This window comes from Pseudomonas tumuqii, from assembly GCF_013184545.1.
In the GTDB taxonomy this organism is placed as follows: Bacteria; Pseudomonadota; Gammaproteobacteria; order Pseudomonadales; family Pseudomonadaceae; genus Aquipseudomonas; species Aquipseudomonas tumuqii.
Genome location: NZ_JAAOJA010000011.1, coordinates 87200 through 113199, shown reverse-complemented (window position 1 = coordinate 113199; position 26000 = coordinate 87200). Strand labels below are relative to the sequence as shown.

Here is a 26000-nt window from a genome sequence, read left to right as displayed (position 1 = left end):
GTTGCCGACGCCGAACGTCGGCAACCGCCTTGCTTGAGGCTATAACAAGATGTCAGCCCTGGAATTTTCAATCGCACCGGTCAGCCCTGCCATGACCCGAACATCCGCTTTTGCGTACCTGCGTCAGCCCCTGCGCTGGTCTGTCTGGGGGCTGTTCAACGCCCTGGCGCTGTACCTGGTGGTGGCGCTTTACGCCCAACAGCAGGTCGCCTTCGCCCTGCTCGGGTTGGTGGTTACCGGTATCGCCAGTTACGTTTTTATCAGCAAGAAAGCCTATGCCCACCGTTATATCTACCCGGCGGTGGCGGGCATGCTGGTGTTTGTGATCTTTCCGCTGCTGTACACGGTGGGCATCGGCTTTACCAACTACAGCGCGACCAATCTGCTGAGTTTCGAGCAGGTGCAGCGTTATCACCTCAATCAGACTTACCTGGCCGGCGAGCGCTTCGCCTTCAGCCTGCACGCGGATGACGCCGGCGCACTGCGCCTGCGGGTGGACCAGGGCGAGCAGGGCGTGTTTGTCTCGCCGCCGCTGCAGGGCGATCCGCTGCTCAGCGAGCCGCTGGAGCTGCTGCCGGACAGCGCCGTGAGCCTGGCCGAAGCCCTGCCGCTGCGCGAGGTGATCCAACGCCGCGCTGAACTGGAACAGTGGGTGTTGCGCGGCGCCGACGGCGAGTTGCTGCGCCTCTATGGCCTGCGCGAGGTGGCGGCGGTCAAGCCGCTGTACCGCCTGCTGGACAATGGCGACCTGCTCAATACCCGCAGCAATGAGCGCCTGGAGGCCGATCAGGGCAGCGGCTTCTATGTCGACAGCCACGGCAGCAAGGTGGCCCCCGGTTTCACCGTGTACGCCGGCTGGAGCAACTTCGCCCGGGTGCTGAGCGAGCCGAGCATCCGCGATCCCTTCCTCGAAATCTTCGTCTGGACCGTGGCCTTCGCCGGCCTCACCGTGCTCTTCACCCTGGCCCTGGGCCTGGGCCTGGCCAGCCTGCTGCAGTGGGACCTGGTGCGCGGCAAGGCGTTCTACCGGGTCATGTTGATCCTGCCGTATGCGGTGCCGGCCTTCATCTCGATCCTGGTATTTCGCGGCCTGTTCAACCAGAACTTCGGCGAGATCAACCTGCTGCTCGACAGCCTGTTCGGCGTGCGCCCGGACTGGTTCAGCGACCCGACCCTGGCGCGCAGCATGATCCTGATCGTCAACACCTGGCTCGGTTATCCCTACATGCTGCTGCTGAGCATGGGCCTGTTGCAGGCGATCCCGCGCGACCTCTACGAGGCCTCGGCGATGGATGGCGCGACGCCCCTGGACAACCTGCTGAAGATCACCCTGCCGCTGCTGATCAAGCCGCTGGCGCCGCTGCTGATCGCCAGCTTCGCCTTCAACTTCAACAACTTCGTGCTGATTACCCTGCTCACCCGCGGCGGTCCGGACATCATCGGCGCAACCACCCCGGCCGGTACCACCGACCTGCTGGTGAGCTACACCTACCGCATCGCGTTCCAGGACTCAGGGCAGAACTTCGCCCTGGCGGCGGCCATCGCCACCCTGATCTTCCTGGTGGTCGGCGGCATGGCCTGGCTCAACCTGAAACTCTCGAAAGTCAAAGTCTGAGGAGGCCCGCCGATGGCCATGGTGCAACCGCAATCCGTGAAATACCGCCTCTGGCTGACCCACGCCGGGCTGCTCGGGTTTATCGCCCTGATCGTGTTTCCGTTGCTGATGGTGGTGTCGATCAGTTTCCGCGAGGGCAACTTCGCCACCGGCAGCCTGCTGCCGGACCAGCCGACCCTGGAACACTGGTCGCTGGCCCTGGGCATTCCCTACACCCTGGACAACGGCACGCTGCTCAACCCGCCGTTCCCGGTGCTGACCTGGCTGTGGAACTCGCTGAAGATCGCCCTGATCAGCTCGCTGCTGATCCTGATGCTGTCGACCACCAGCGCCTACGCCTTTGCGCGCATGCGCTTCGCCGGCAAGGGGCCGATCCTCAAGGGCATGCTGATCTTCCAGATGTTCCCGCCGGTGCTGTCGCTGGTGGCCATCTACGCCCTGTTCGACCAGTTGGGCAAGCACGCCGGCTGGCTCGGGGTGAACAGCCACGGCGCGGTGATAGTCGCCTCCCTGGGCGGCATGGCCCTGCATATCTGGACCATCAAGGGCTATTTCGAGAGCATCGACGCCTCCCTGGAGGAAGCCGCCATCGTCGACGGCGCGACCACCTGGCAGGCCTTCGTGCACATCCTGCTGCCGATGAGCGTGCCGATTCTCGCCGTGGTGTTTATCCTTGCCTTTATCACCAGCATCACCGAATACCCGATTGCCTCGGTATTGCTGATGGACGTCGACAAACTGACCCTGTCGGTCGGTGCCCAGCAGTATCTCTACGAGCAGAACTACCTGTGGGGCGACTTCGCCGCCGCCGCCGTGCTCTCCGGCCTGCCGATCACCGCGGTGTTTCTCTACTGCCAGAAGTGGATAGTCGGTGGCCTGACCGCGGGCGGGGTGAAGGGGTAGGGACTGAACCTGGCTGTGGGGTGTGTGGGGCCGCCTAGGCCGTGCGCACCATGGGATGAACTCTGTGGCCATTGATTGCGCCCAGGTCGTGGCGTCACGGCTCCATTGGTGCGCACAGCGCACCCTACAGGCACCTGCATACCCGCTATCGGGGCATGCCGGTTTTTGCCGTTTATAGCGCAGGCTTGAGCCTGCAAGTTGCGTAAGATCTGCCGCTACCCGATACAAAGACAATTAACGGGAGTGATTGTATGAATGCTGCATTAGCTCAGCCGCTGCCGCTGATTCCGGCCAAGCTCTGTGCGCCGGCCCTGCATCCCGGGCTGCTCGCCAGGCCGCGTTTCGACGAGTGGCTGCAGCGCCTGCCCCAGGTCCGCCTGGCCGTGCTGCAGGCCCCCAGCGGTTTCGGCAAGACGGTGCTGGCCAGCCAGTGGGCCTCGGCCTTCGCCGGTGCGGTGGCCTGGGTCAACCTGGATGACAAGGACAACAACCCGCGCCAGTTCGGCCGCTACCTGCTCAACGCCCTGCATGCCCGCCTCGACGGCGGTTGTGCGCAAAGCCTGGCCCGTGCCGAGCGGGGCGAGGAGGACCTCGACGGCCTGCTTACCCGCCTGCTCGCCGAGTTGCCGGCCGAACACCCGCCGCTGCTGCTGGTACTCGACGAGTTCGAGGTGCTGCGCAACCCCGAGCTGATCGCCGCGCTGCGTTTCTTCCTGCGCAACAGCCCGGCATGGCTGACCCTGCTGGTGTGCAGCCGCGGCCTGCCGGAACTCGGTGTCGCCGAACTGCGGGTCAAGCGCCAGCTGCTGGCGCTGGATGCCGGCCTGCTGGCCTTCGAGCACGACGAGGTGCAGCAGCTGCTGGCGCTGGGCCTGCCGATCGCGATCAACCGCGAGCAGGTCGAGCGCCTCAACCGGCGCATCGGCGGCTGGCCCTGCGCCCTGCAACTGGCCCAGCAGGAAGTACAGACCGGGCGCGGCATGGACCTGTTCCTCGAGAGCCTGCAGCTCGGCCATCCCTATATCCGCGATTACCTGCGCGAGCAGGTGCTCGATGGGCTGGACGCGCCGACCCAGGAATTCCTCCAGGCCACCTGCCTGCTCGAGCGTTTCAGCGCGGCCCTGGCCGACCGCCTGACCGAGAGCTGCAACGGCCGCGAGATGCTCGAGGCGCTGGAGCGTGCCGGCCTGTTTATCCAGCCCGTCGACAGCCTGCGCCAGTGGTTCGCCTACCATCCGCTGTTCGCCTGCTTTCTGCAGAACGAGCTGAGCACCCATCAGCCACAGCGCGTCGCCGAACTGCACCTGCGCGCCGCCGAGGCGCTGCTGGAGGAGCAGATGCCGGAGGAGGCGGCGCGCCACGCGGTACTCGCCCGCGATCCGCAGCGGCTGACCCAGATCCTCGAGGCGCACGGTCGCCAGTTCTATCGCCAGGGCCGCCTGGCCCTGCTGCAGCGCTGCCTGGCGGTATTGCCGGAAAGCGCCATCGCCGAGTCGCCGCTGTTCACCCTGTTGCAGGCCTGGGCCTCGCAGAACCAGTACCAGAGCGACCAGGTCGAGCGCTGGCTGCAGGCCGGCGAAGCGGCGCAGAAGGGCCTGCACAGCCCTGAGCAGTGGCAGCGCATCGAGGCGGATTTCAAGGCGGTGCGCGCCCAGGTGGCGATCAACCAGGGCGATCTGCAGCAGGCCGTGGCCTTCGCCCGTGAGGCCCTGGCCTTCGAACCGTTGACCATGCGCACCTCGCGGGTGGCGGCGATGTCGGTGCTGGCCGAGGTGCATTTCGTCCAGGGCGAGCTGCAGCAGGCCCAGCAGCAGCACGAGGAAACCGTGCGCCGCGCGCAGCAGATCGATGCCACCCACCCGGTGCTGTGGAGCCTCGGCCAGTTGTCGGAGATCGCCATCGCCCAGGGCCATCTGCAGAAGGCCTACAACCTGCAGGAACGGGCGCTGCAGTACATCGAGCAGGAGCAGCTGCCGGTGACCCCGATCATGGAGTTCATCCACCGCGTGCGTGGCCAGGTGCTGCTCGAGTGGCACCACCTGGATGCGGTGGAGCAGTGCGCCCTGCAGGGCCTGGAAATCCTCGATGCGGTGGGCGATCACTGGTTTTTGCAGTGCTATGTGCTGCTCGCCCGGGTCGCTCACGCCCGCGGCCAGCAGAGCGTGTGCGCCGACTATATCGGCAAGATCCAGAGCCTGCTGGCCGGCGACAACTACCATATCGACTGGCTGGCCAATGCCCATGCGGTGATGCTCACCTACTGGGACTCGACCCAGGACAAGGACAGCATCCGCCAGTGGCTGAGCACCGCGCCGCCGCTCAAACCGGGGGCCAACCACTTCGCCCAGGGCAATGCGCGCAACCATGTGCGCGCCTACCTGGCGTTGAACCAGGGCGAGCGCGCGCTGCCGATCCTGCGCCAGTTGCAGGTGGACGCCGAGCGCCACCAGCTGGTGATGGACCAGAACCGCAATCATATCCTCCTGGCTCAGCTGTTCTGGCAGCGCGAGGAGCGCCAGGCGGCCCTCGACCATCTGCACCAGGCCTTGAGCCTGGCCAGCAGCACCGGGGTGATCGGCAGCTTCCTGCGCATCGGTAAACCGCTGATCGCGATGCTCAAGGGCCTGCAGCACGAACGCCAGCTTGACGAGCTGGAAGGCCAGCGCGCCGACCGCCTGATCCAGCTGGCCCAGCAGCAGCGCGACTTCAGCCGGGCGATCCGCATCACCCTCGACGAGGCGGTGATCCAGGACATCATCAACCGCCCCGACGTGCCCGAGCTGATCCGCCACTCACCGCTGACCCGGCGCGAATGGCAGGTGCTCAGCCTGATCCACGCCGGGCTGTCCAACGAGCAGATCTCCGAACACCTCAACGTCGCCCCGACCACCATCAAGACCCATATCCGCAGCCTCTACCAGAAGCTCGCCATCACCCAGCGCAGCGAGGCGGTACAGCTGGCGCGCAGCCTGCTGAGCAAGATCCAGGGCGAGTAGGGCGGGGTACTCCTGCGCGATTTCCCCCGCCCCGGTGCGCGCGACGCACCCTACGCGGTCCGCTGTGTAGGCGGGCGCCGTGCGCACCAGGCCTCCACCGCGCATGATCGTTGCGAAAAAACTCCTCCCCCTCGTCGGGCGCAAGCTACGCCCGCGAAAAGCCCGGCGGGGAGGATGTGACGGGAGTCATGCTTGCCTAGAGTGAAGCCGTCATCACGAACATATAAGGCTTTGATGTATGGCTGTTATCCGCAAGGACTGGTGGCGCGGTGGCGTCATCTATCAGGTTTACCCGCGCAGTTTCTTCGACAGCAACGACGACGGTGTCGGCGATCTGCCCGGCGTGCTGCTCAAGCTCGACTACATCGCCAGCCTGAATGTCGATGCCATCTGGCTGTCGCCGTTCTTCACCTCGCCGATGAAGGATTTCGGTTACGACGTCAGCGACTACCGCGGGGTCGATCCGCTGTTCGGTACTCTGGAGGACTTCCAGACGCTGGTCGCCGTCGCCCACGAGCGGGGGCTGCGCATCATCATCGATCAGGTGCTCAACCACTGCTCGGATCAGCATGAGTGGTTCAAGGAAAGCCGTACCAGCCGCGACAACCCCAAGGCCGACTGGTTCGTCTGGGCCGAGCCCAACCCGGACGGCACGCCACCGAACAACTGGCTGTCGGTGTTCGGCGGTTCCGCCTGGAGCTGGGATGGCCGGCGCAAGCAGTATTACCTGCACAACTTCCTGGCCAGCCAGCCGGACCTGAACTTCCATTGCGAGGCGGTGCAGCAGCAGTTGCTCGACGACATGCGCTTCTGGCTCGAACTGGGGGTCGACGGCTTCCGCCTGGATGCGGCCAACTTCTACTTCCATGACCGGCAGCTGCGCAGCAATCCGCCGAACCCGGATATCCGCGAAGGCGGCATCGGCGTGCGCGTCGACAACCCCTACGCCTACCAGCGCCACCTGTACGACAAGACCCAGCCGGAAAACCTCGCCTTCCTGCGCCGCCTGCGCGCGCTGATGGACGCTTATCCGGGCACGGCCACGGTGGCGGAGATCGGCTGCGACAACTCCCTGCGCACCATGGCCGCCTACACCGGTGGCGGCAACACCCTGCACATGGCCTATTCCTTCGACCTGCTGACCGCCCAGTGCAGCCCGGCGTTCATCCGCCACACGGTGGAGAACATCGAGCGCGAACTGGGCGACGGCTGGCCCTGCTGGTCGGTGGGCAACCACGACGTGGTGCGGGTGATCAGCCGCTGGGCGCTGGCCGGCGAGGAAAGCCCGGCGCGCGCACGCTTGCTGATGGCCTTGCTGTTGTCGCTACGCGGCAGCGTCTGCCTGTACCAGGGCGAGGAGCTGGGCCTGGGCGAAGCCGAGCTGGCCTATGAAGACCTGGTCGACCCCTATGGCATCCGCTTCTGGCCGGACTTCAAGGGCCGCGATGGCTGCCGCACGCCGATGCCCTGGACCCGCGAGGGCGACTATGCCGGCTTCTCCGCGCAGCAGCCCTGGTTGCCGCTGGCCGAGCGCCATCGAGCGCTGGCGGTGGATGTGCAGGAGCAGGATCCGCAGTCGATGCTCAACAGCTATCGGCAATTTCTCGCCTGGCGCCAGCAGCAGCCGCTGCTGATCGAAGGCGAGATCCAGATGCGCCATCACGACGACGCCCTGCTGGTGTTCGAGCGACGGCTGGGCGAGCAAGCCTGGCTGTGTCTGTTCAACCTGAGCGCCAGCGCGCGCCGCTACGACCTGCCTCTGATGGTCGAGCCGCTCGATGGCGTACCGGCCAGCACTGCCGAGTTTCTCGGCAGCTGGGTAAACTTGCCGGCCCACGGTTTCGGTTTCGCCCGCCTGCTGGGGTGATGGCTCCTACACATTTATAAAGGGTTCCGGCCTGGTCGAAGCAATTCGAGCGGGCCCTGTTCGAGAGAAATCATATGGCTAGCCTCACCCTGCGCAATATCTGCAAGAGCTACGACGGCACCGCGATCACCCGCGATATCAATCTGGACATCGAGGACGGCGAGTTCGTGGTCTTCGTCGGTCCTTCCGGCTGCGGCAAGTCGACCCTGTTGCGCTTGATCGCCGGCCTCGAGGACATCAGCTCCGGCGACCTGCTGATCGACGGCCAGCGGGTCAACGAGCTGCCGCCGATGGACAGGTCGGTGGGCATGGTGTTCCAGTCCTACGCGCTCTATCCGCACATGACGGTGGCCGAGAACATGGCCTTCGGCCTCAAGCTGGCCAAGGTCGACAAGGCCGCGATTCAGCGCAAGGTCGCCGAGGTGTCGCGCATCCTGCAGCTCGACCAGCTGCTCGAGCGCCGGCCCAAGGACCTCTCCGGCGGCCAGCGCCAGCGCGTGGCCATCGGTCGCACCCTGGTGCGCGAGCCCAAGGTGTTCCTGTTCGACGAGCCGCTGTCGAACCTCGATGCCTCCCTGCGGGTGCAGATGCGTATCGAGATCTCGCGCCTGCACCAGCGCCTCAAGGCCACCATGGTCTACGTCACCCACGACCAGGTCGAAGCCATGACCATGGCCGACAAGATCGTGGTACTCAACGCTGGAGAGATCGTGCAGATCGGCCAGCCGCTGCAGCTCTACCATTATCCGCAGAGCCAGTTCGTCGCCGGCTTCCTCGGCTCGCCGCAGATGAACTTCCTCAAGGTCAGGGCGCTGAGTGCCAGCAGCGAGGCGGTGGAGATCGAGATGCCCGGCGGCTACCGCATGCCGGTGCTGGTCGACGGCGGTGGCGTGGAAGTCGGCGAAGAGATGACCCTGGGCGTGCGCCCGGAGCATTTCGTCGCCCCCGAACAGGCCGATTTTGCCTTCCACGGCGAGGTCGCCGTGGCCGAGCGCCTGGGCGACCACAATCTGATCTACCTGACCCTGGAAGGGGTCGATGAGATGGTCACGGTCCGCGGCGACGGCAACCTGCGAGTCGCGGTCGGGCAGACCTTCGCCGCCGGCCTGATGGCGAGCAAATGCCACCTGTTCCGCGCCGACGGCCAGGCCTGCCCACGGCACTATCGCGAGCCGGCGATCTACGGCTGAGAGGGAATTGCTCTCTAGCAGGGAGTTTTTCAACGGCCTTGCTCAAGGCTTGTCGAGTGCCGTCTGCTTACGCTGGTTGCTCTGCTGCATGCGCTTGGCGCGCATCTCGAGCAGCGCATAGCCGAGCCCGGCCAGCGCCAGCGGCAGCAGGTAATAGACCACCCGGTAGCCGATCAGCCCCGCCAGCAGGACGCCGATCGAGGCCTGCTGCTGCAGCAGGGCGATAAACACCACCTCCAGTACGCCGAGACCGGCCGGGATGTGGGTGATTACCCCGGCGAAGGCGCTGACCAGCAGGGCGCCAAGCACGGCCGGGTAGCCGAGTTGGGCCGGCAGCAGGATGTCGAGCAGCAGGGCCATCAGCGCCCAGTTGCAGGCGCCGAGGACGATCTGCAGCAGACCCATGCGCAGCGAGGGCAGATAGACCTTGTGGCCGCGAATCGTCCAGTAGCGCCGGCGCGAGAAGGCACAGAGCAGCAGATAGCCCAGCAGCAGGATCAGCAGTCCGCCACCGAGCAGGCGCAAGCCCGGGAGGCCGAGTTCCCAGCCCGCCGGCGGCACGACCAGGCCGAGGGTCAGGACCACCCCGAGCAGGCCGATGTAGCTCAACCAGTTGGTCATCAGGCTGAGGGTGAGCACCTTGGTGATCACGGACGGACGCAGGCCAAGCTGCGAATAGAGGCGAAAGCGCAGGCCGATACTGCCGATCCAGGCGCCGAGGTTCAGGCTGAACGCGTAACAGACGAAGGTGACCGGCAGGACCTGCCAGAGCGGTAGGCGATGGCGGGTGTAGGCGCGGCCGATCAGGTCGAAGCAGCTGTACAGCGCGTAGCTGGCGAAGGCGGTGGCCGCGGCCAGGAGCAAGGTGCTGGTGCGGTAGCCGCGCAGCGCCGCGAGCAGTTCCTGCCAGTCCAGGCGGCGGCTGAGAGCGATCAGCAGGCCCAGCACCAGGATGAAGAGCGCCAGGCCCAGCAGGCGTTTGCCGAGCGCCGGCCAGTCGCGCCTGGCGCTCGAGGTGGCTGCCAGACGGCGCGGCTTGCTCATTGTCGCTCGCGCCGCAGGGCGTCGCTGCGGGCCGCCTTGGCCTGCTCATGGGACTGCAGCAGGGTGAGTTTCGGGGTGTGCGCCGGGAGCCAGCCGGTCCAGGCCGGAAAGTGCCGCAGCAAGTGGAAACCGAGAAACACCAGCGGCATCCGCCAGAAGGTCCAGCGCGCCAAATGTGCCTGACTGATTGCCTGGCAATGCTCGCTGGCCAATGCCTGCAGGTGCTCGAACAACTGCCGATTGAAGGTACGGTCGCGGATGATCAGGTTGGCCTCCAGGTTCAGCGACAGGCTCAGCGGGTCCAGATTGCTGGAGCCGACGGTGGCCCACTCGTCATCGACCAGGGCCACCTTGCCGTGCAGCGGCCGGCAGTTGTATTCGAGGATGCTCACGCCGCCCCGCAGCAGGTAATCGTAGAGGATCCGGGCACTGAAGCGGGCGATCGGCATGTCCGGCTGGCCCTGCAGGATCAGCTCGACCCTGACCCCGCGCAGCGCCGCGCGGCGAATCTCGTGCAGCAGCCGATAGCCGGGAAAGAAGTAGGCATTGGCGATCAGCAGGCGCTGGCGTGCGCTGCGGATGGCCTGCAGATATTGCTGCTCGATGTCGTTGCGGTGTTTGTGGTTGTCGCGGATGGTCAACTGCGCCTGGCCCGAGCCCGCGTCCTCCTGGGCGGTGGCCTGGCTGTCCGGCTTCGCTCTGGCCCGTCGCAGCCAGCCGCGGCGGCGTCGCTCGGTCGGCGCCAGCATGGCCAGGACGAACTGCTGGATATCGTGGACCACCGGGCCTTCGACCTCGACGGCGTAATCCTGCTTGGCTTCGGGGCCGTAATCGGCCAGGTGGTCGGCGGAAAAATTGATCCCGCCGACGAAGGCCTGGCGGCCATCGATGACCACCAGTTTGCGGTGCATGCGGCGGAACGGGTTGGTGCGCATGCCCAGCAGACGGGGCTGTGGGTCGAACATATGCACGCGCACGCCAACCTCGCTCATGGCCGTGACGAACGCGCCGCTGAGATCGGCGGAGCCGAAACCATCCACCGTCAATTCGACGCTGACCCCGCGTGCGGCGGCGGCAATCAGTTCGGCCTGCAGCTGGCTGCCGACCTTGTCCTCGAAGAGGATGAAGGTCTCGATCAGCACCTGCCGTTCGGCCGCGCGGATGGCCGCGAACACCCGGGGGAAAAACCCTTCGCCGTTTATCAGCAGGCTCAGCCGGTTGCCTGCGCGCCAGGGAAACGTCATAGGCGGATCTCCACCGCCAGCGGCAGGTGGTCGGACAGGTGCGACCAGGGGCGGGTCGAGAGTATCCGCGGCTCATGGCTGCTGGCGTTGCGAACGTAGATGCGGTCCAGGCGCAGCAACGGCCAGCGCGCCGGAAAACTCCGGGCGAACACGCCATGGGCGCGCTCGAATACTTCGTGCAGGCCGACCTCGCCCTCCAGCAGACGCGTGGCGCGCAGCCGCCAGTCGTTGAAGTCCCCGGCCACCACCACCGGCGCCTGGGCCGGCAAGCTGCCGAGCAGTTCGCAGAGCAGCTGCAGCTGCTGCTGGCGGTGCTGCTCGCGCAGGCCCAGGTGCACGCAGATGGCGTGCAACTCGCGTTGCGCGGGCAACTGCAGGACGCAGTGGAGCAGGCCGCGGCACTCCGGTCCGGCGATCGAGATGTCGATGTTGCGCTCGCTGACGATGGGGAACTTCGACAGCAGGGCGTTGCCGTGATCGCCGTCCGGGTAGACCGCATTGCGGCCATAGGCGAAGTCGCTCCATATGCTGTCGGCGAGAAACTCGTACTGCGGCGCCTGTGGCCAGTTGTGAACGCGCCGCGAGTGCCGTGCATGGGCCCCCTGCACCTCTTGCAGGAACACCACTTCCGCCGAAACGTTGCGCACCGCCTCGCGCAGCTCATGGAGGATGAAGCGGCGGTTGAACAGGGTGAAGCCCTTGTGCGTGTTCACCGTCAAGATCCGCAGGCTGTGCACCGGCTCGGCATGCTCCGGGGGTTGCCCGCCGCGGCCTTGCCTTGCGCTATCGGTTTTCACATGTCTGCTCCTGGTTGCGCGTCCGCGTGCGACTCAGTTCGAACAGCAACGGCGTCCGCTCGCCGACCGGCTATTCCCGGTCGAAGGGGAAAACTTCCCGATCGCCGCCGCCCCGTGCCGTATCGAGCAGGCGGCGCCAGCCGTTGCCCTGGGGCACTTGCAGCAGGCGGAAGCCGATCGGCTGGTAAGGCGCATTGGCGATCAGCCGCAGGGGCTGTCCGAACCGCTGCGGCGGATGCCGCTGGGTTGCGCGCGGTCGTCGAGGAGCATGCCCAGGCAACGGCCCTGGTCAGCGTGCCACTGCTCGGTGCTCATCTCCTCGCCGCTGGGTGCCAGCCGGGCAACGTCCTTGCGCCTAGCTATTTATTGTAGGCGCCGATCAGGTAGGTGCTCGTCGAAGCCCTTCGGCTCGCGCCCGAGGCTGGTCGCCAGGTCGAAGCGCAAACCATCCAGGCGCATCTCCGCGACCCAGTAGTACAGCGAGCACGCGGACATCGCGGAGGCCAGTCAGGGCTCGGGGCAGGGCGGCCAGCTAGGTCGTGAGGAGGTGAGTCGTCCCCGGTCGCGGAGGTGGCCGCTGGTCTTCTTCTTCGGCGCTCCTGCCGCCAGTCGTGACTAGCGGTTCAACGCAGGGCGAGGTGCATCGAAGCGCAGAGGGGCGGACTCAGGTAACTGCTTGACTGAAAAGAACAACATCGAAAGAGAATGGCCAAATAACCGCTTGGACAGCCCATTTGGGCATCAAAATTCGTGTTTTAAGGAAGGGGGGCGTGCGAAAACAATCGGTGACCACGATATTGATGCTGCTGGGCGTCAGCAACGGGGCGCCTCCAGTCGTTCGTGACCGGCTGCTGCCGACCCGGTGCGGTTAGTCGTAGAGCCTGGGTGAACAGAAAGTGTGGCCATCCGGGCCACCTCGCTGGCCGGGAGATCCCCGGCCAGGCTGTTCAAGGTTTAGCGCACATGCACATAGGTGCCGGGTGCGGCCTCCATCGGCGGGTGCTTCCGATTACCCAGGGCCGGCCGGGTCTGGCGCTGTTCGTCGGAGCGCGCCTGGATCCAGCTCAGCCACTCTGGCCACCAGCTACCATCATGCTTCTGCGCGTCGTGGTACCAGGCGCGTGGGTCGGAGCTGAGCTTGCCGCTCTCGAGGTAGTTGGCCTTGGGGTTGCCCGGCGGGTTGAGAATGCTCTGGATGTGCCCGCTATTGGACAGCACGAAGCGCCGTTCGCCGCCGATCAGCAGGGTCGAGCGGTAAACCGCGTCCCAGGGGGTGATGTGGTCGTTGATGCCGGCGACGTTGAAGCTGTCCACCGTGACCTTCTGCAGGTCGATCGGGGTGCCGCAGACTTCCAGGCCGCCGGCATGGATCAGCGGGTTGTGTTTGAAGAAGTCGATCAGGTCGCGATGCAGGGCGGCAGGCAGATGGGTGTTGTCGTTGTTCCAGTAGAGAATGTCGAAGGCCGGTGGCTGCTTGCCGAGCAGGTAGTTGTTGACCCAGTAATTCCAGATCAGGTCGTTGGGGCGCATCCAGGCGAACATCTTGGCCATGTCGCGACCATTCAGCACGCCTTGCTGGTAGGAGCGGCGCTTGGCCGCCTCGAGGGTCTGTTCGTCAACGAACAGCGCCGCGGGGCTATCCACCTGGCAGTCGAGCAGGCTGACCAGGTAGGTGGCGCTGGTCACCTTGCGCAGCTGGCGCTTGGCTTGCAGGTGCCCCTGCAGGGCGGCGATGGTCAGGCCGCCGGCGCAGGCGCCCAGCAGGTTGACGTCCTTGCTGGCGGTGATCGCCCGGCAGGCGTCGATGGCTTCCTCGACCGCCTGCACATAGCTCGACAGGCCCCATTCGCGGTGCCGTGCATCGGGGTTGCGCCAGCTGATGATGAAGGTCTGCAGGCCGTTCTTCAGGGCGTACTGGACGAAGCTCTTGTCTGGCGACAGGTCGAAGATGTAGTACTTGTTGATCTGCGGCGGCACGATCAGCAACGGCCGCGCGTACTGCTGCTCGCTCATCGGCTGGTACTGGATCAGCTCCAGCAGTTCATTGCGAAACACCACCGAACCCGGGGTGACCGCCAGGTTGCGGCCGACCTCGAAGGCCTGCTTGCTCACCTGGCTGGGCATGCCGCCGTTGTGCCGCAGGTCGTCGAGCAGGTGGCCGATGCCCTTGAGCAGACTGGAACCGCCGGAATTGAACAGCTCCTTGAGCGCCAGCGGGTTGAGCAGGGTATTGGAGGGCGCCATGGCATCGCCCAGCATTGCCAGGACGAAGCGCGCACGGGCGCGGTCGTCGGCAGCCAGATCGCTCTCATCGACCCAGGCGTTGAGCTGCTTTTGCCAGGCCAGATAGGCCTGCAAGCTGCGTCGGTAGAACGGGTTGAGCTGCCAGGACGGATCCCGGAAGCGCGCATCCTGGACGTTGGGCTGATGCACCGTGTCGCCACGCAGCACACGACCCAGCTGGCCGCCGAGGGCCAGAACATGGCGGGTACTGTGAATCGGCTGCCTGAGACCCTGCAGGGCCACGGTGCGCAGGGTGGAGACCAGGCTGCGGCCGCGTAAGTCGGCCATGGCGCCTTGTTCTGCATTCACAAAGGTTGCGGGTACGGGCAAGGTGCCCGACGCTGGTTTCTCTCGCATTGAAAATTACACTCCGTTGTCATTGGCATAGAGCCGAACAGAAAGGGCTGCCAGCACGGCGCACTGTTGCAGCCAAATCGTCGCGAAGCAGTAAGCCGTAGACAGGCTCCGGTTAATGGTCAAGTGGCTATGCGTTCTCTGGCGGTATAGCGGTATGGTTTGTCCGACTGCTGCTCGCTCTTCGGCTTGGCCGGGTTGGATACCGGCTGCAGGAAGCCGAGCAAGGCCTGCTGGGTGTCGTGCCAAGCCGCCTTGTGTTCCAGATCGAGGAAGTGCCCGGTGTTCTTGATGGTGCTGAACTGGCACTGAGGGGCATGGCCGGCGAAAAGGCGGGCGTCGCCCGCCGTGGTGTACTCGTCCCACTCGCCGTTGACGAACAGCAGTGGGATGTCGATGGCTTCGGCACAGGCGACGTAGCACTGGGTGTCCTGCGCCAGCACCTCGTGGATATGAAAGTGCATCTGCAGGTATTCGTGCTCGGCCAGGCTGCTGACATGGCGGTAGTTGAAGCGCTTGAACAGCGACGGCAGGTGCTTGCCGATGGTGTCGTTGATCAGGTGGCCGACGTTGAAGCGGTCGCGGGCCATGAGCAGGTCCAGGCCGCGCTCCAGATAGTCGCGCATCGGCCGATTGATCCGCGCCGCGAATGAACCGATCACGGCCTTCTCGATCCGGCGCGGCCGCTGGGCCAGTGCCAGCAGCGTGGCCGCGCCGCCCCAGGAGAAGGACAGCACATGGTCTGCGCGGAAGTGTTCGATCAACTCCAGGAGTATCTCGGCCTCGTCTTCCTTGCGGATCGGCTGGTCGTGGCGATTGTGCAGTCTCGACTGGCCGGCGTAGGGCTGGTCGTAGAGCACCACATTGAAGCGCGGTTGCAGGTAACGCAGCGTTTGGGCGAAGGATGCGATGGTTGCGAGCGAGCCGTTGACCAGGATGATGGTCTTGTCAGCGGCGGCGTTGAGGTAGCGTTCGGTATAGACCCTGTACTTACTGTGAATCTCGACGATGGCAGTTTCCGGCCTCATGTCGTTAGCCTCCTGGCACAAGTTGGGCTCAGCGGACAGCCTGAGCGGCTGGTCGCCGGGCCATATAGCAGACAGCGGAACGCCTGGACCTGATACTCAAATACCAGACGAACGAATAAACGACTTGTTTATGCTCAATTAGTTGCAAAGATTTATCGGGGCGATTTCCGTGTGGCGAAGCATGGGATCCCTCCGGTTCGGTCAGGCAGCGGCAGAGCAGGCAAGCAGCAGCGCGGGCGCGCTTAGATGATCGATGTGACTAGTTGGTCACCAATAGACCATGGGGTCGGATTTAAGCAGGCGACTCCCGCGTATGCAAGAACGCAGACGCGTTATTTCGACGAGCCGTGCGTTATACCGCGCGAAACTGGGCTGCGGCGGATTGGTCGTTCAAACAGCCAAGCCAAAGGAACATCGGCCCGTTAAGTCGAGGTTTCTGGCAGACACCTGCATGCCCGTGGTGATCGATATTTCAAGGCGTTGTGCGGATGCCGTCGCACCAGGGTGTTCACCTCCATTGCTTTGCGCTGGCAGTGTCCTGGTCGCCGCAGAGAACACCGGGCGGCAGGTCGAACAACGAGTGGGCGCCGGCATGCAGGAGCGGCAGCGCCCCCAGGGCTGAACGCGGCGGCGGTCGCCAACCTCGGGTGGCGCTAGGGTTTCTGCGCCCGGGCTTGGGCCATGCGCTCAAGGCTCTCCTTGGGCCATAGTTCGCGCACGCTGTACAGCTCGGCCACGGCCACAGCGCCCGGCGGAATAACGACCCAGGGTTGCTTGGACGCGGTGTAGATATGGATGTCGGGCGGAAAGCGGTCCGGCTCGTCGAGGGTGCCGACGCGAATGAAGCGGATGGCGTCGCCGCCCTGGTGGTAGTTGCTCCACACGGCGATGTGGCATTTGGGGCAGCGTGCGATCTTCTGGCCCTGGCCACTCTGCGAGGGGGTGGTGATCACCTCGACATCGCCATCGAGCAACTGCACCCGGTCGGCCTCGATCAGGGCGTTCTGTGCAAAGGCGGCGCCGCTTTCGCGTTGACACCAGCGGCAGTGACAGCAATGCACGATCAGTGGCGGTGAGACTAGGCGATAGCGTACGAAGCGGCAGGTGCAACCGCCTTCGAATGTCTCGGGCTGGGTGTTCATCTTTTGCCTCCTATCGCGAGCCTGACTCGTGCGGGAGGCCCGTTCCGCTGGGCGCCGCGACGGTCTGCTGCGAATCGCCAGCGACGCGGCTGCCCCAATGTTCAGCTTATGCCCGTCTCGCCGAATCACCAGGCCAGGTTCGGCCATTCGCTCCGCGCGTAGTGCGCAATGCCCGCATTGTCATCCGGAAACCGTCCACGGCCGCCTGGGTCTAATCTGACAGGTATAACCTGCAAGAGGGGCTGCGTGATGAAGCTGCGCTATCTGTTGTACCTGGGTCTGGTGTTGCCGCTGGCAGCCTGCACCCTGCACGTCGATGGGGATCGCGGGTACGCGGCTCCGCCGTATGCACCGCCGCCCCAGGTCGAGTGGCGCTGGGATCCCGATCTCGACGTCTTTGTCGTACTCGGCTGGCCGCATCTGTATTACCGGGATCGGATCTATTACCGCTGGCACGATCATGATGGCTGGTACTGGTCCGACCGACATGATGGCGGCTGGAACCAGGGGCGCAAGCAGTTGCCGCCCGGCTTGAGCAAGAAGTACGGGAAACCGCGGCGTTCCTCTGGCGGTGCCGGTTATTAGGCGGGGACGGGCTGGTTTGCCGACGTCCTGGCGGCTCTCCCGATAGGCGGCGCTGCATCGCGTCTGCAGAGGTTGGCAGGGGTGCTAGCGTTCAGATGTGGGCGGCGGTTGTTGCGCCGCTCCTCGCAGTCCGACTTCCTGCGCATCGCTTAGCCAGTCCTGGAGGTAATCGTCATGGCTCGCACTACATCCATCAGCCATTACCGCAATATCGGCATAGTGGCGCACGTGGATGCCGGCAAGACCACCACTACCGAGCGGATCCTGTTCTACACCGGGGTCAACTACAAGATGGGCGAGGTGCATGACGGCGCCGCGACCATGGACTGGATGGTGCAGGAGCAGGAACGTGGCATCACCATCACCTCGGCGGCGACCACGGCGTTCTGGACCGGCTCGCGCAAGCAACTGGACAAGTACCGGATCAACATCATCGACACCCCCGGCCACGTCGACTTCACCATCGAGGTGGAACGTTCGTTGCGCGTGCTGGACGGCGCGGTGGTGGTGTTCAGCGGCGCCGACGGGGTCGAGCCGCAATCGGAGACGGTCTGGCGGCAGGCCGACAAGTACCAGGTGCCGCGCATCGCCTACGTCAACAAGATGGACCGCGCCGGCGCCGACTTCCTCCGCGTGGTCGGGCAGATCAAGCAGCGCCTGGGCCATACGCCGGTGCCGATCCAGTTGCCGATCGGCCAGGAGGAGGACTTCCGCGGACAGATCGACCTGATCCGCATGAAGGCCATCTACTGGAGCGCCGAGGATCAGGGCATGAGTGGGCGCGAAGAGGAGATTCCGCCCGAGCTGCTGGAGCAGGCGCAACACTGGCGCGCCAATCTGCTCGAGGTCGCCGCCGAGGCCAGCGAAGAGCTGCTCAACAAGTACCTGGAGGGTGGCGAACTGTCGGAGGACGAGATCAAGACTGGCCTGCGCCTGCGTACCCTGTCCTGCGAGGTGGTGCCGGCGGTGTGCGGCTCCTCGTTCAAGAACAAGGGTGTGCCGCTGGTGCTCGATGCGGTGGTCGAACTGCTGCCGGCGCCCACCGAGATTCCCGCGATCCGCGGCACCCACCCGGACTACCCGGAGCGCGAAGACGAGCGCCACGCCGATGACGACGAGCCGTTCGCGGCGCTGGCGTTCAAGATCGCCAGCGATCCTTTCGTCGGCACCCTGACCTTTATTCGCGTGTATTCCGGGGTGCTCAACTCCGGCGATGCGGTGCTCAACTCGGTCAAGGGCAAGAAGGAACGGGTCGGGCGCATGGTGCAGATGCACGCCAATCACCGCGCCGAGATCAAGGAGGTGCGCGCCGGCGACATTGCCGCGCTGATCGGCATCAAGGATGTCACCACCGGCGACACCCTGTGCGACCTGAACAAACCGATCGTGCTCGAACGCATGGATTTTCCCGAGCCGGTGATCTCCATCGCCGTGGAGCCCAAGACCAAGGCCGATCAGGAGAAGATGGGCGTCGCCCTGAGCCGGCTGGCCCAGGAAGATCCTTCGTTCCGGGTGCGCACCGATGAGGAAACCACCCAGACCATCATCTCCGGCATGGGCGAGTTGCACTTGGACATCATCGTCGACCGCCTGCGCCGCGAGTTCGGCGTCGAGGCCAACACCGGCAAGCCGCAGGTGGCCTATCGCGAGACCATCCGCAATACCTGCGAGATCGAGGGCAAGTTCGTCCGCCAGACCGGCGGGCACGGCCAGTATGGCCACTGCTGGATCCGCTTCGCACCGGCCGACGAGGGCCAGGAGGGGCTGCAGTTCAGCAACGAGATCGTCGGCGGGGTGATCCCGCGCGAATACATTCCGGCGATCCAGAAAGGCATCGAGGAACAGATGAAGAACGGCGTGCTCGCCGGTTATCCGTTGCTCGGGCTCAAGGCCGCGGTGTTCGACGGCTCCACCCATGACGTCGATTCCAGCGAGCTGGCCTACAAGATTGCCGCCTCGACGGCCACCCGGCAGTTGGCGCAGCAGGGCGGGGCGGTGCTGCTGGAGCCGGTGATGCGCCTCGAGGTGGTCACGCCCGAGGAATATATGGGCGACATCATGGGCGACCTCAATCGCCGCCGCGGCCTGATCCATGGCACCGAGGAAGCCGTGACGGGGCGCATCGTGCGCGCCGAAGTGCCGCTGGGCGAGATGTTTGGCTACGCCACCGACGTGCGTTCGATGTCCCAGGGACGTGCCAGTTTTTCCATGGAGTTTGCCCGTTACGCCGAGGCTCCGGCGCATATTGCCGCGGCCATCCTCAAGAAGTCCGGCTGAAGGCGCGCCAGGCCCCGGCAAGCAAAGTGGTGGGGCAAAAAAAGTCGCTGCAGTCTGTCGATTCGCGCATGCGGCGTTCGACTAATGGGCAGACGCCACGCCACTGGTCGCGTGGCTTTGTCCCTGCGAGGAGATACGACGATGCGTTTTATGGTGATAGTCAAGGCAACCGCAGATTCCGAAGCCGGGGTGATGCCCAGTGAGGAGCTGCTGGCGGCCATGGGTCGCTACAACGAAGAACTGGTCGAGGCCGGCGTGATGCTCGCCGGCGAGGGTCTGCACCCCAGCGCCAAGGGCGTGCGAGTGAAGTTCTCCGGCAACCAGCGCAGCGTGACCGATGGCCCTTTCATCGAGACCAAGGAACTGATCGCCGGTTTCTGGATCTTCCAAGTAGCTTCATTGCAAGAGTGCATCGACTGGGTCAAGCGCTGTCCCAATCCGATGCCAGGTGAGTCGGAGATCGAGATTCGTCAGATCTTCGAAGCCGAAGATTTTGGCGCCGAATTCACCCCCGAGTTGCGCGAGCAGGAAGCCCGTCTTCGCGCGCGCATCGACCTTCACGAATGAGGAGAGTTCTTATGAAGATCCATGCCTACCTGATGTTCGACGGCCAGTGCGAGGCCGCGTTCAACTTCTACGCCGAGTGCCTGGGTGGCACCCTGGAGATGATGCGCTACGCCGACAGCCCTGAGGATATGGGGGTTCCGGCGGAGTTCCAGCAGCGCATCATGCATGTCTGCCTGACGGTGGGTGACCAGTTGCTGATGGCCTCCGACACCCTGCCGCAGTCTCCGTACGAGGGCATCAAGGGCTGTTCGATCTCGCTGCAGGTGGACAACGTGCCCGAAGCCGAGCGCCTGTACGCTGCATTGTCTGCCCAGGGTTCGGTGCAGATGGAACTGCAACAGACCTTCTGGGCCACGCGCTTCGCCATGCTCACCGACCGTTTCGGTGTGTCCTGGATGATCAACTGCGCGGTGGACAGCCAGATGGGTTGAGTTTGCTGGCACATTGGTGCGCACGGCGCACCCTACGGACCGAATACCCGTAGGGTGCGCCGTGCGCACCGTGGATACCCCGATACTGGACCAGCAAGCGCTTTACAGCGTTCGCTTTAGCTGACCAGGGTCAGCGTTGCTTGCGCCTGTTGTTCCGGCTCCGGCTCGGCTACGCCGGCGAGGAATTCGTCGCCCCAGCGGCGGATGTCGTTGTAGTTGACGATGTCGAACAGTTCGCGCAGGCGTGCCTGGGCTTCGGCCTGGGGCATGTTCAGCGCCAGGTAGCAGGTGCTGGCCAGGTCCGCGGTGTCGTGCGGGTTGGTCAGCAGCGCGCCCTTGAGTTCGGCGGCGGCGCCGGCGAACTCCGAGAGAACCAGCACACCATGGCCTTCGAGCAGGCCCTGGACGGCGACGAACTCCTTGGCCACCAGGTTGAGACCGTCGCGCAGCGGAGTGATCCACATCACGTCGGCCATCGCATACCAGGCCACCACCTGCTCGAACGGGAAGCTGCGGAAGAAGAACTGCACCGGGGTCCAGCCAATGTGGGCGAAGCGCCCGTTGATACGGCCGACAGCCTGTTCGATCTGCGCTTGCAGTTCGTCATAGATGGTCATCTCGCGTGCGGCTGGGACGCAGATGCTGACCAGGGTGATCTTGCCCAGCAGTTCCGGGTTGTCCGCCAGCAGACGCTCGAAGGCCTGGAGTTTTTCCAGGATGCCCTTGGTGTAGTCGAGACGCTCGACCGAAAGAATCAGTTTCAGCCCGCTGAGTTCCTTGCGCAGGTTGGCCATCTGCTCCTGGATCTTCGGCTGGGCCAGGGCGCTGCTGATCCGGCCGATATCCAGGCCGACCGGGTGGGCGCCGAGTTTGACGATCCGGCTACCGGTGTCCACCGCGGTGGTCATGCGCTCCAGGCCCACGGCGCAGCCATAGGTGATGAAGCGCGGCGCACAGTTCTGCCGGCTGACGGTCTGCAGCGGGGTCACGCCGCGTGCGACGTCGACGAAGTTTTCCACCTGGCGCGGGATGTGAAAGCCGATGTAGTCGCATTGCAGCAGGCTGCCGATGATCTGCTTGCGCCACGGCAGCACGTTGAACACATCCGCCGAGGGGAAGTAGGTGTGGTGGAAGAAGGCGATGCGCAGGTCCGGGCGCAACTCGCGCAGATAACCGGGCACCATCCACAGGTTGTAGTCATGCAGCCAGACGATGGCACCTTCGGCGGCTTCCAGGGCGGTGCGCTCGGCGAAGGCGCGGTTGACCTTGAGGAACACCTGCCAGTCGTCTTCGTTGAAGGTGGCGCGCTCCCAGAAGGTATGCAGGGTCGGCCAGAAGGCTTCCTTGGAGAAGCGCTTGTAGAAGATGTCGACCTCTTCCTTGCTCAGCTTGACCCGCGCGGCCTTGAGCTTGGGGTAGCGCTCGGCGTCCACGCTGGTGTGGATGTCGAAGCTTTCATCGGCTTCCTCATGCACGGCCCAGGCGACCCAGGAACCGGGGCGGCCGTCGCCGAAGAAGCTCAGCAGGGTCGGGATGATGCCGTTCGGCGAGGTCGGCCGGCGGCGTTGCAGTTTGCCGTCGACCCGGTGCTCTTCATAGGGCAGGCGGTGGTAGACCATCACCAGCTCCGACTTGCCCGGTGCGGCGGCGATTCGCCGTTCGGCGGCGATGCCGTGCTCGCCGAGGAAACCGAAGTGGGCGAACGCCTGGAGAATCCCGCCGCAACCCGGGCGGCTGGCATGCAGGGTGCGCGAGTGCTGTTCGGTGGCCTCCAGCAGGCCGGCTTCGGAGTCGCCGACGCAGACACTGTTGAAGGTGCCATTGAGCATGCTCAGGTCGTTGAGGGTGTCACCAGCGGCCAGCACCTGGTCGTTGTCCAGCTCCAGCCAGTCGGCCAGGGCTTGCAGGCTGCTGCCCTTGTTGACGCCCTGGGGCAGGAAATCCAGGTAGCGATCGGCGGAATACAACAGGTCGCAGCCGAGCGCTTGGGCGGCGGCCAGCAGGGCCGGATTGGCAGCCTGTTCGGGCGTGCAGAAGTACGAGCAGCGGCGCATCTGCGGCACGTCCTGGCGTTCCAGGTCGAAGCCTTCGATGGCGCTGGCGACCTGGCTTTCGCCGGGCCAGAGCGCATCGACCAGGCTTTGCAGCGGCTGGATCGGCTGCAGGGTGTCGCCGTGGGTAAAGCTGGCGCCGACGTCGGAAATGATGAAGTCAGGCTGCGGCAGGGTCGGGTCGGCCAGCAGTGGCAATACCGACTCCAGGCTGCGGCCGGTGACATAGGCCAGGCGGATTTCCGGGTGGGCGGCGATGGTCTGGTAGAGGCTCAGGCGATCCTCGGGATCGCCGGAAAGAAAGGTTCCATCGAGATCGGTGGCAAGTAACATGCGCAGTCTCCTTATGCAGTTGACGCGCCGACATGGGCCGACGTGCTAAGTATCGGGCGTCCTCGCTTTGCAGCGGTCGCCTCTTTTGTTATGCGGGAGCAGATCGTTCGTTCGGCTCCTGCGCTGATTCGGTTACGGGGTCCTCGCTGATGTCGTCCGATGGCGGCGCATCGGGCATCAATTCCAGCACCGTATGGCTGGTGCGCAGCATCGGCATGAAATGCGCATGCGGCTCGCTGACCAGGTCGGTGACGTGGCGCAAGCGGTAGAAGGTATAAGCGGCGAGCGCGCCGAGGGTGGCGGCAAAATACAGCGGCAGTGCCTGGGCGCCCAAATGCTGCATGAGCAAGCCGGCCAGCAATGGGCCGCACACAGAACCGATACCGTTAACCATCAGTAGACTGCTGGAACCGGCGAGAATTTCATCGCTGTGCAACTGGTCGATCAACTGCGCCACGGCAATCGGGTAAATGGCAAAGGCCAAACCGCCCCAGACGAAGATCGCCGCGAGCAGCAAGCGCCCGGCCGGCAGCACGCTCATCAGCAGGGCCACCGCCACCGACAGCGCCACCACCCAGAACAGCACCAGGCGCCGGTCATGCTTGTCGGAATAAATGCCGATCGGCCACTGCAGCAGGGCGCCGCCGAGAATCGCACCGCTCATCAGCAGGCCGACGCCGGTGGCATCGAAGCCGCTGAGGCTGGCATACACCGGCGCCATGCCCCAGAACGCACCCAGGGCCAGGCCGGAAAGGCCGGCGGCGGCAATCGCCAAAGGCGCGATACCGACCAGCTGGCGCAGGTTGGTGTGCAGGGTTTCCGGCACGCTGGGCTGCGGCTGGCGGGTCAGGGCGATCGGCATCAGCGCCGCGCTGATCAACATCGCCGCGAGGACGAACAGCACGAAATCGCTGGGGTCGGCCAGGTTGAGCAACTGCTGCGCCGCCGCCAGGGCGCCGAGGTTGACCGCCATGTACACGGCGAACACCTGACCGCGTTTGCCATTGGGCACCTGGGCGTTGAGCCAGCTCTCGATCACCATGTACAGGCTGACCAGCGCCAGGCCATAGAGCACGCGTAACCCCAGCCAGACCCAGGGGTCGATGATCAGGACGTGGAGCAGGGCGGTGATGGCGGCCAGCGCGGCACAAAAGGCAAACGCACGGATATGCCCAACGCGACGAACCAGCGGAATCGCTAGCCAGGTGCCAAGGAGAAAACCGACGAAGTACCCGGACATGATCAGTCCGAGCATCCCGGTGGAGTAGCCTTCGGCGACGCCACGCAGGGTCAGTAGGGTGTTGAGCAGGCCATTGCCGAGGAGGAGTAAAGCAACCCCACCGAGCAATGAGCTGATAGGGGCAATCAGGGACCACATGGCGAACTACCCTAGGGGACTATGGCCTTGATAGCAAGCAGGAATCGCGCCACGAGGTGGTGGGTCGTGTAGTCAAGTTGTTGTTTTAAAACGGTTATTTTTATAGACAAACGGTCTTTTGATTTTATGGGCAGGGGCATTGCTCCATCGTGGGGCATACCGGCAGGCGCATATTTCACCGTGTAGCGCTGTTGCAAGCGCGGCGGCAACGCCCGGCCCCATGGCCGCGAATTCTTCGCCATCGGGCATAGGGGTTCGCGGCCATGGGCGGCTCCTACGGGGTCGTGCACACCTGGGCAATGGCCCGTGCCAGTTGAGCCAGGCGTTCGCCATCCAGGCCGGCGACGTTGGCCCGGCCGCTGCCGACCATATACACGCTGTATTCATCGCGCAGGCGTTGCACCTGTTGGGGCGACAAACCGGTGTAGGAGAACATCCCGCGCTGCTCGGCGATATGCGCGAAGCGCTCGGCCAGGCCGTAGGGGCGCAAGGCCTCGACCAGGCCCAGGCGCAGGCCGGCGACCCGCTGGCGCATGGCCTCCAGTTCATCGCGCCACAGGGGCATGAGTTCGCCATCGTCGAGGATAGTGGCGACCACCGCGGCGCCGTGGGCCGGTGGTGTCGACCACAGGTTGCGGGCGATGGCGGCCAGTTGGCTGCGCACATCCAGGAGTTTTTCCGCCTCGCTGCTGCAGACGATCAGGGCGCCGGTGCGCTCGCGGTAGAGGCCGAAGTTCTTCGAGCAGGAGCCGGTGATCAGCAGCTCGGGCAGCTCGCTGGCGAACAGACGCACGGCCCAGGCGTCCTGCTCCAGGCCGGCGCCGAAGCCCTGATAGGCGAAGTCGATCAGCGGCAGCAGTTCGCGCGCCTTGATCACCTCCAGCACACGGCGCCAGTCGTCCTCAGCGAGGTCGAAACCGGTGGGGTTATGGCAACAGGCGTGCAGCAGCACCACGTCGCCCTGGGGCAGGTGGCTGAGCGTGGCGATCATCGCCTCGACGTTGAGCCGATTGTCGGCGCCGACATAGGGGTAATGGCCGACGCGCAACCCGGCCTCGGCAAAGATGGTTTCATGGATCGGCCAGGTCGGATCGCTCAGCCAGATCCCGCGGCCAGGCAGGCAGTGGCCGATAAAGTCGGCGGCCAGCCGCAACGCACCGGTGCCGCCAGGCGTCTGGCTGGCGGCCGCGCGCTGCGCGGCGAGCAAGGGGCTGGCGGCGCCGAGTACCAGCCTGGCCAGGTGGCTGCAAAACAAGGCATCGCCGTGGCCGCCGATGTAGCTCTTGCTGGTTTCGCCGTCGACCAGGCGCTGCTCGGCCAGCTTGACCGCCCGCGGGATCGGCGTCAGGCCCTGGGCGTCCTTGTACACGCCGACACCCAGGTCGAGCTTGGCTGGGTTGCGGTCGCTGCGATAGGCCTCCATCAGGCCGAGAATCGGGTCGCCGGGCACTCGGGCAATCCGGGCGAAATGGCTCACTTGCGGCCCTCGGCGCCAGCGGCGAGCACATCGGTGCGCGCGGCCATGATGAAGTCGTTGCGGTGCAGGCCGCGCATCTCGTGGCTCCACCAGGTCACGGTGACCTTGCCCCATTCGGTGAGCAGGGCCGGGTGGTGGCCGACTTCCTCGGCGATGGCGCCGACCGCGTTGGTGAAGGCCAGGGCATGGCGGAAGTTCTTGAACTGGAACACTCGCTCCAGCTCCATGTGGTCGTCACGCACTTCGATGTTCCAGTCGGGGATCTCGCGGATCAGCTCGGCCAGCTCCTCGTCCGAGACTTTCGGGGCGTCGGCGCGGCAGGCTTCGCATTGGGCTTGGGCAAGGCTCATAGGGATTCTCCAGGGTTCAGGGAGGGGAGAGTAGGATGGGTTGAGCGCAGCGATACCCATCAAACCGGCAAATGATGGGTATCGCGAT

General features: G+C 65.0%; 20 protein-coding genes. 9 read left to right on the top strand and 11 right to left on the bottom strand.

The annotated features are described in order from the left end of the window. The first annotated feature begins 91 nt into the window (after positions 1 to 91). The 5 genes from malF to malK all read left to right on the top strand — a co-directional run bounded on the left by malF (position 92) and on the right by malK (position 8571). Positions 92 to 1615 (top strand): maltose ABC transporter permease MalF, encoded by a 1524-nt coding sequence (malF, locus tag G9C89_RS19075; protein ID WP_256674326.1) that lies wholly within the window; start codon positions 92 to 94, stop codon positions 1613 to 1615. A gap of 12 nt (positions 1616 to 1627) precedes the next feature. Then, on the top strand, positions 1628 to 2518 hold the full coding sequence (gene malG / locus G9C89_RS19070) for a maltose ABC transporter permease MalG (RefSeq protein ID WP_172151034.1): 891 nt from the start codon (positions 1628 to 1630) through the stop codon (positions 2516 to 2518). Positions 2519 to 2769: 251 nt separating this feature from the next. Further along, the gene (gene malT / locus G9C89_RS19065) at positions 2770 to 5514 is read left to right on the top strand and encodes an HTH-type transcriptional regulator MalT (RefSeq protein WP_172151032.1); all 2745 of its coding nucleotides are present in this window, start codon (positions 2770 to 2772) and stop codon (positions 5512 to 5514) included. 238 nt (positions 5515 to 5752) lie between these two features. After that, the gene (locus G9C89_RS19060; RefSeq protein WP_172151030.1) at positions 5753 to 7381 is read left to right on the top strand and encodes an alpha-glucosidase; all 1629 of its coding nucleotides are present in this window, start codon (positions 5753 to 5755) and stop codon (positions 7379 to 7381) included. Positions 7382 to 7455: 74 nt separating this feature from the next. After that, a complete protein-coding gene (malK, locus tag G9C89_RS19055; protein WP_172151028.1) occupies positions 7456 to 8571 on the top strand; it encodes a maltose/maltodextrin ABC transporter ATP-binding protein MalK in 1116 nt (371 codons plus the stop codon). 42 nt (positions 8572 to 8613) lie between these two features. Here the strand turns inward: malK and G9C89_RS19050 are convergent, their stop codons facing one another. From G9C89_RS19050 to G9C89_RS19025, 7 genes are all read right to left on the bottom strand, one after another. Continuing rightward, the gene (locus G9C89_RS19050; protein ID WP_172151026.1) at positions 8614 to 9615 is read right to left on the bottom strand and encodes a UPF0104 family protein; all 1002 of its coding nucleotides are present in this window, start codon (positions 9613 to 9615) and stop codon (positions 8614 to 8616) included. Then, the gene (gene clsB / locus G9C89_RS19045) at positions 9612 to 10859 is read right to left on the bottom strand and encodes a cardiolipin synthase ClsB (RefSeq protein ID WP_172151024.1); all 1248 of its coding nucleotides are present in this window, start codon (positions 10857 to 10859) and stop codon (positions 9612 to 9614) included. Before clsB ends, G9C89_RS19050 begins: the two co-directional genes overlap by 4 nt. Continuing rightward, entirely contained in the window at positions 10856 to 11656 is an 801-nt protein-coding gene (locus tag G9C89_RS19040) for an endonuclease/exonuclease/phosphatase family protein (RefSeq protein ID WP_172151022.1), read from the bottom strand. Before G9C89_RS19040 ends, clsB begins: the two co-directional genes overlap by 4 nt. 363 nt (positions 11657 to 12019) lie before the next feature. After that, positions 12020 to 12151 carry a hypothetical protein gene (locus G9C89_RS25280; RefSeq protein WP_256674325.1) on the bottom strand — a complete coding sequence of 44 codons (132 nt, stop codon included), beginning with the start codon at positions 12149 to 12151 and terminating at the stop codon, positions 12020 to 12022. A gap of 459 nt (positions 12152 to 12610) precedes the next feature. After that, positions 12611 to 14296, bottom strand: a complete 1686-nt coding sequence (phaC, locus tag G9C89_RS19035) for a class II poly(R)-hydroxyalkanoic acid synthase (protein WP_172151020.1) — start codon at positions 14294 to 14296, stop codon at positions 12611 to 12613. Between the two features lie 119 nt (positions 14297 to 14415). Further along, positions 14416 to 15321, bottom strand: coding sequence for an alpha/beta fold hydrolase (locus G9C89_RS19030; RefSeq protein WP_172151018.1), 906 nt, complete (start codon positions 15319 to 15321; stop codon positions 14416 to 14418). Positions 15322 to 15974: 653 nt separating this feature from the next. Continuing rightward, entirely contained in the window at positions 15975 to 16463 is a 489-nt protein-coding gene (locus tag G9C89_RS19025) for a GFA family protein (RefSeq protein ID WP_172151016.1), read from the bottom strand. Positions 16464 to 16712: 249 nt separating this feature from the next. On the opposite strand from G9C89_RS19025, the gene G9C89_RS19020 reads away from it, so the two are divergent. From G9C89_RS19020 to G9C89_RS19005, 4 genes are all read left to right on the top strand, one after another. Beyond that, positions 16713 to 17048 carry a hypothetical protein gene (locus G9C89_RS19020; protein WP_172151014.1) on the top strand — a complete coding sequence of 112 codons (336 nt, stop codon included), beginning with the start codon at positions 16713 to 16715 and terminating at the stop codon, positions 17046 to 17048. Between the two features lie 174 nt (positions 17049 to 17222). Continuing rightward, positions 17223 to 19325 (top strand): elongation factor G, encoded by a 2103-nt coding sequence (fusA, locus tag G9C89_RS19015; RefSeq protein ID WP_172151012.1) that lies wholly within the window; start codon positions 17223 to 17225, stop codon positions 19323 to 19325. 141 nt (positions 19326 to 19466) lie between these two features. Then, positions 19467 to 19892 carry a YciI family protein gene (locus tag G9C89_RS19010; protein WP_172151010.1) on the top strand — a complete coding sequence of 142 codons (426 nt, stop codon included), beginning with the start codon at positions 19467 to 19469 and terminating at the stop codon, positions 19890 to 19892. Positions 19893 to 19903: 11 nt separating this feature from the next. Continuing rightward, a complete protein-coding gene (locus G9C89_RS19005) occupies positions 19904 to 20323 on the top strand; it encodes a VOC family protein (RefSeq protein ID WP_172151008.1) in 420 nt (139 codons plus the stop codon). A gap of 116 nt (positions 20324 to 20439) precedes the next feature. Here G9C89_RS19005 and ggpS read toward each other — a convergent pair whose 3' ends face one another. The 4 genes from ggpS to G9C89_RS18985 form a co-directional block, all read right to left on the bottom strand. Beyond that, the gene (gene ggpS / locus G9C89_RS19000; protein WP_172151006.1) at positions 20440 to 22707 is read right to left on the bottom strand and encodes a glucosylglycerol-phosphate synthase; all 2268 of its coding nucleotides are present in this window, start codon (positions 22705 to 22707) and stop codon (positions 20440 to 20442) included. 88 nt (positions 22708 to 22795) lie between these two features. Further along, a complete protein-coding gene (locus tag G9C89_RS18995) occupies positions 22796 to 24085 on the bottom strand; it encodes an MFS transporter (RefSeq protein WP_172151004.1) in 1290 nt (429 codons plus the stop codon). Between the two features lie 274 nt (positions 24086 to 24359). Then, positions 24360 to 25562: an amino acid aminotransferase gene (locus G9C89_RS18990; RefSeq protein ID WP_172151002.1), complete on the bottom strand. Its 1203-nt coding sequence runs from the start codon at positions 25560 to 25562 to the stop codon at positions 24360 to 24362. Next, complete coding sequence (locus G9C89_RS18985; protein ID WP_090499155.1) at positions 25559 to 25912, bottom strand: 4a-hydroxytetrahydrobiopterin dehydratase; 354 nt, start codon at positions 25910 to 25912, stop codon at positions 25559 to 25561. Before G9C89_RS18985 ends, G9C89_RS18990 begins: the two co-directional genes overlap by 4 nt. Between the last annotated feature and the right edge of the window lie 88 nt (positions 25913 to 26000).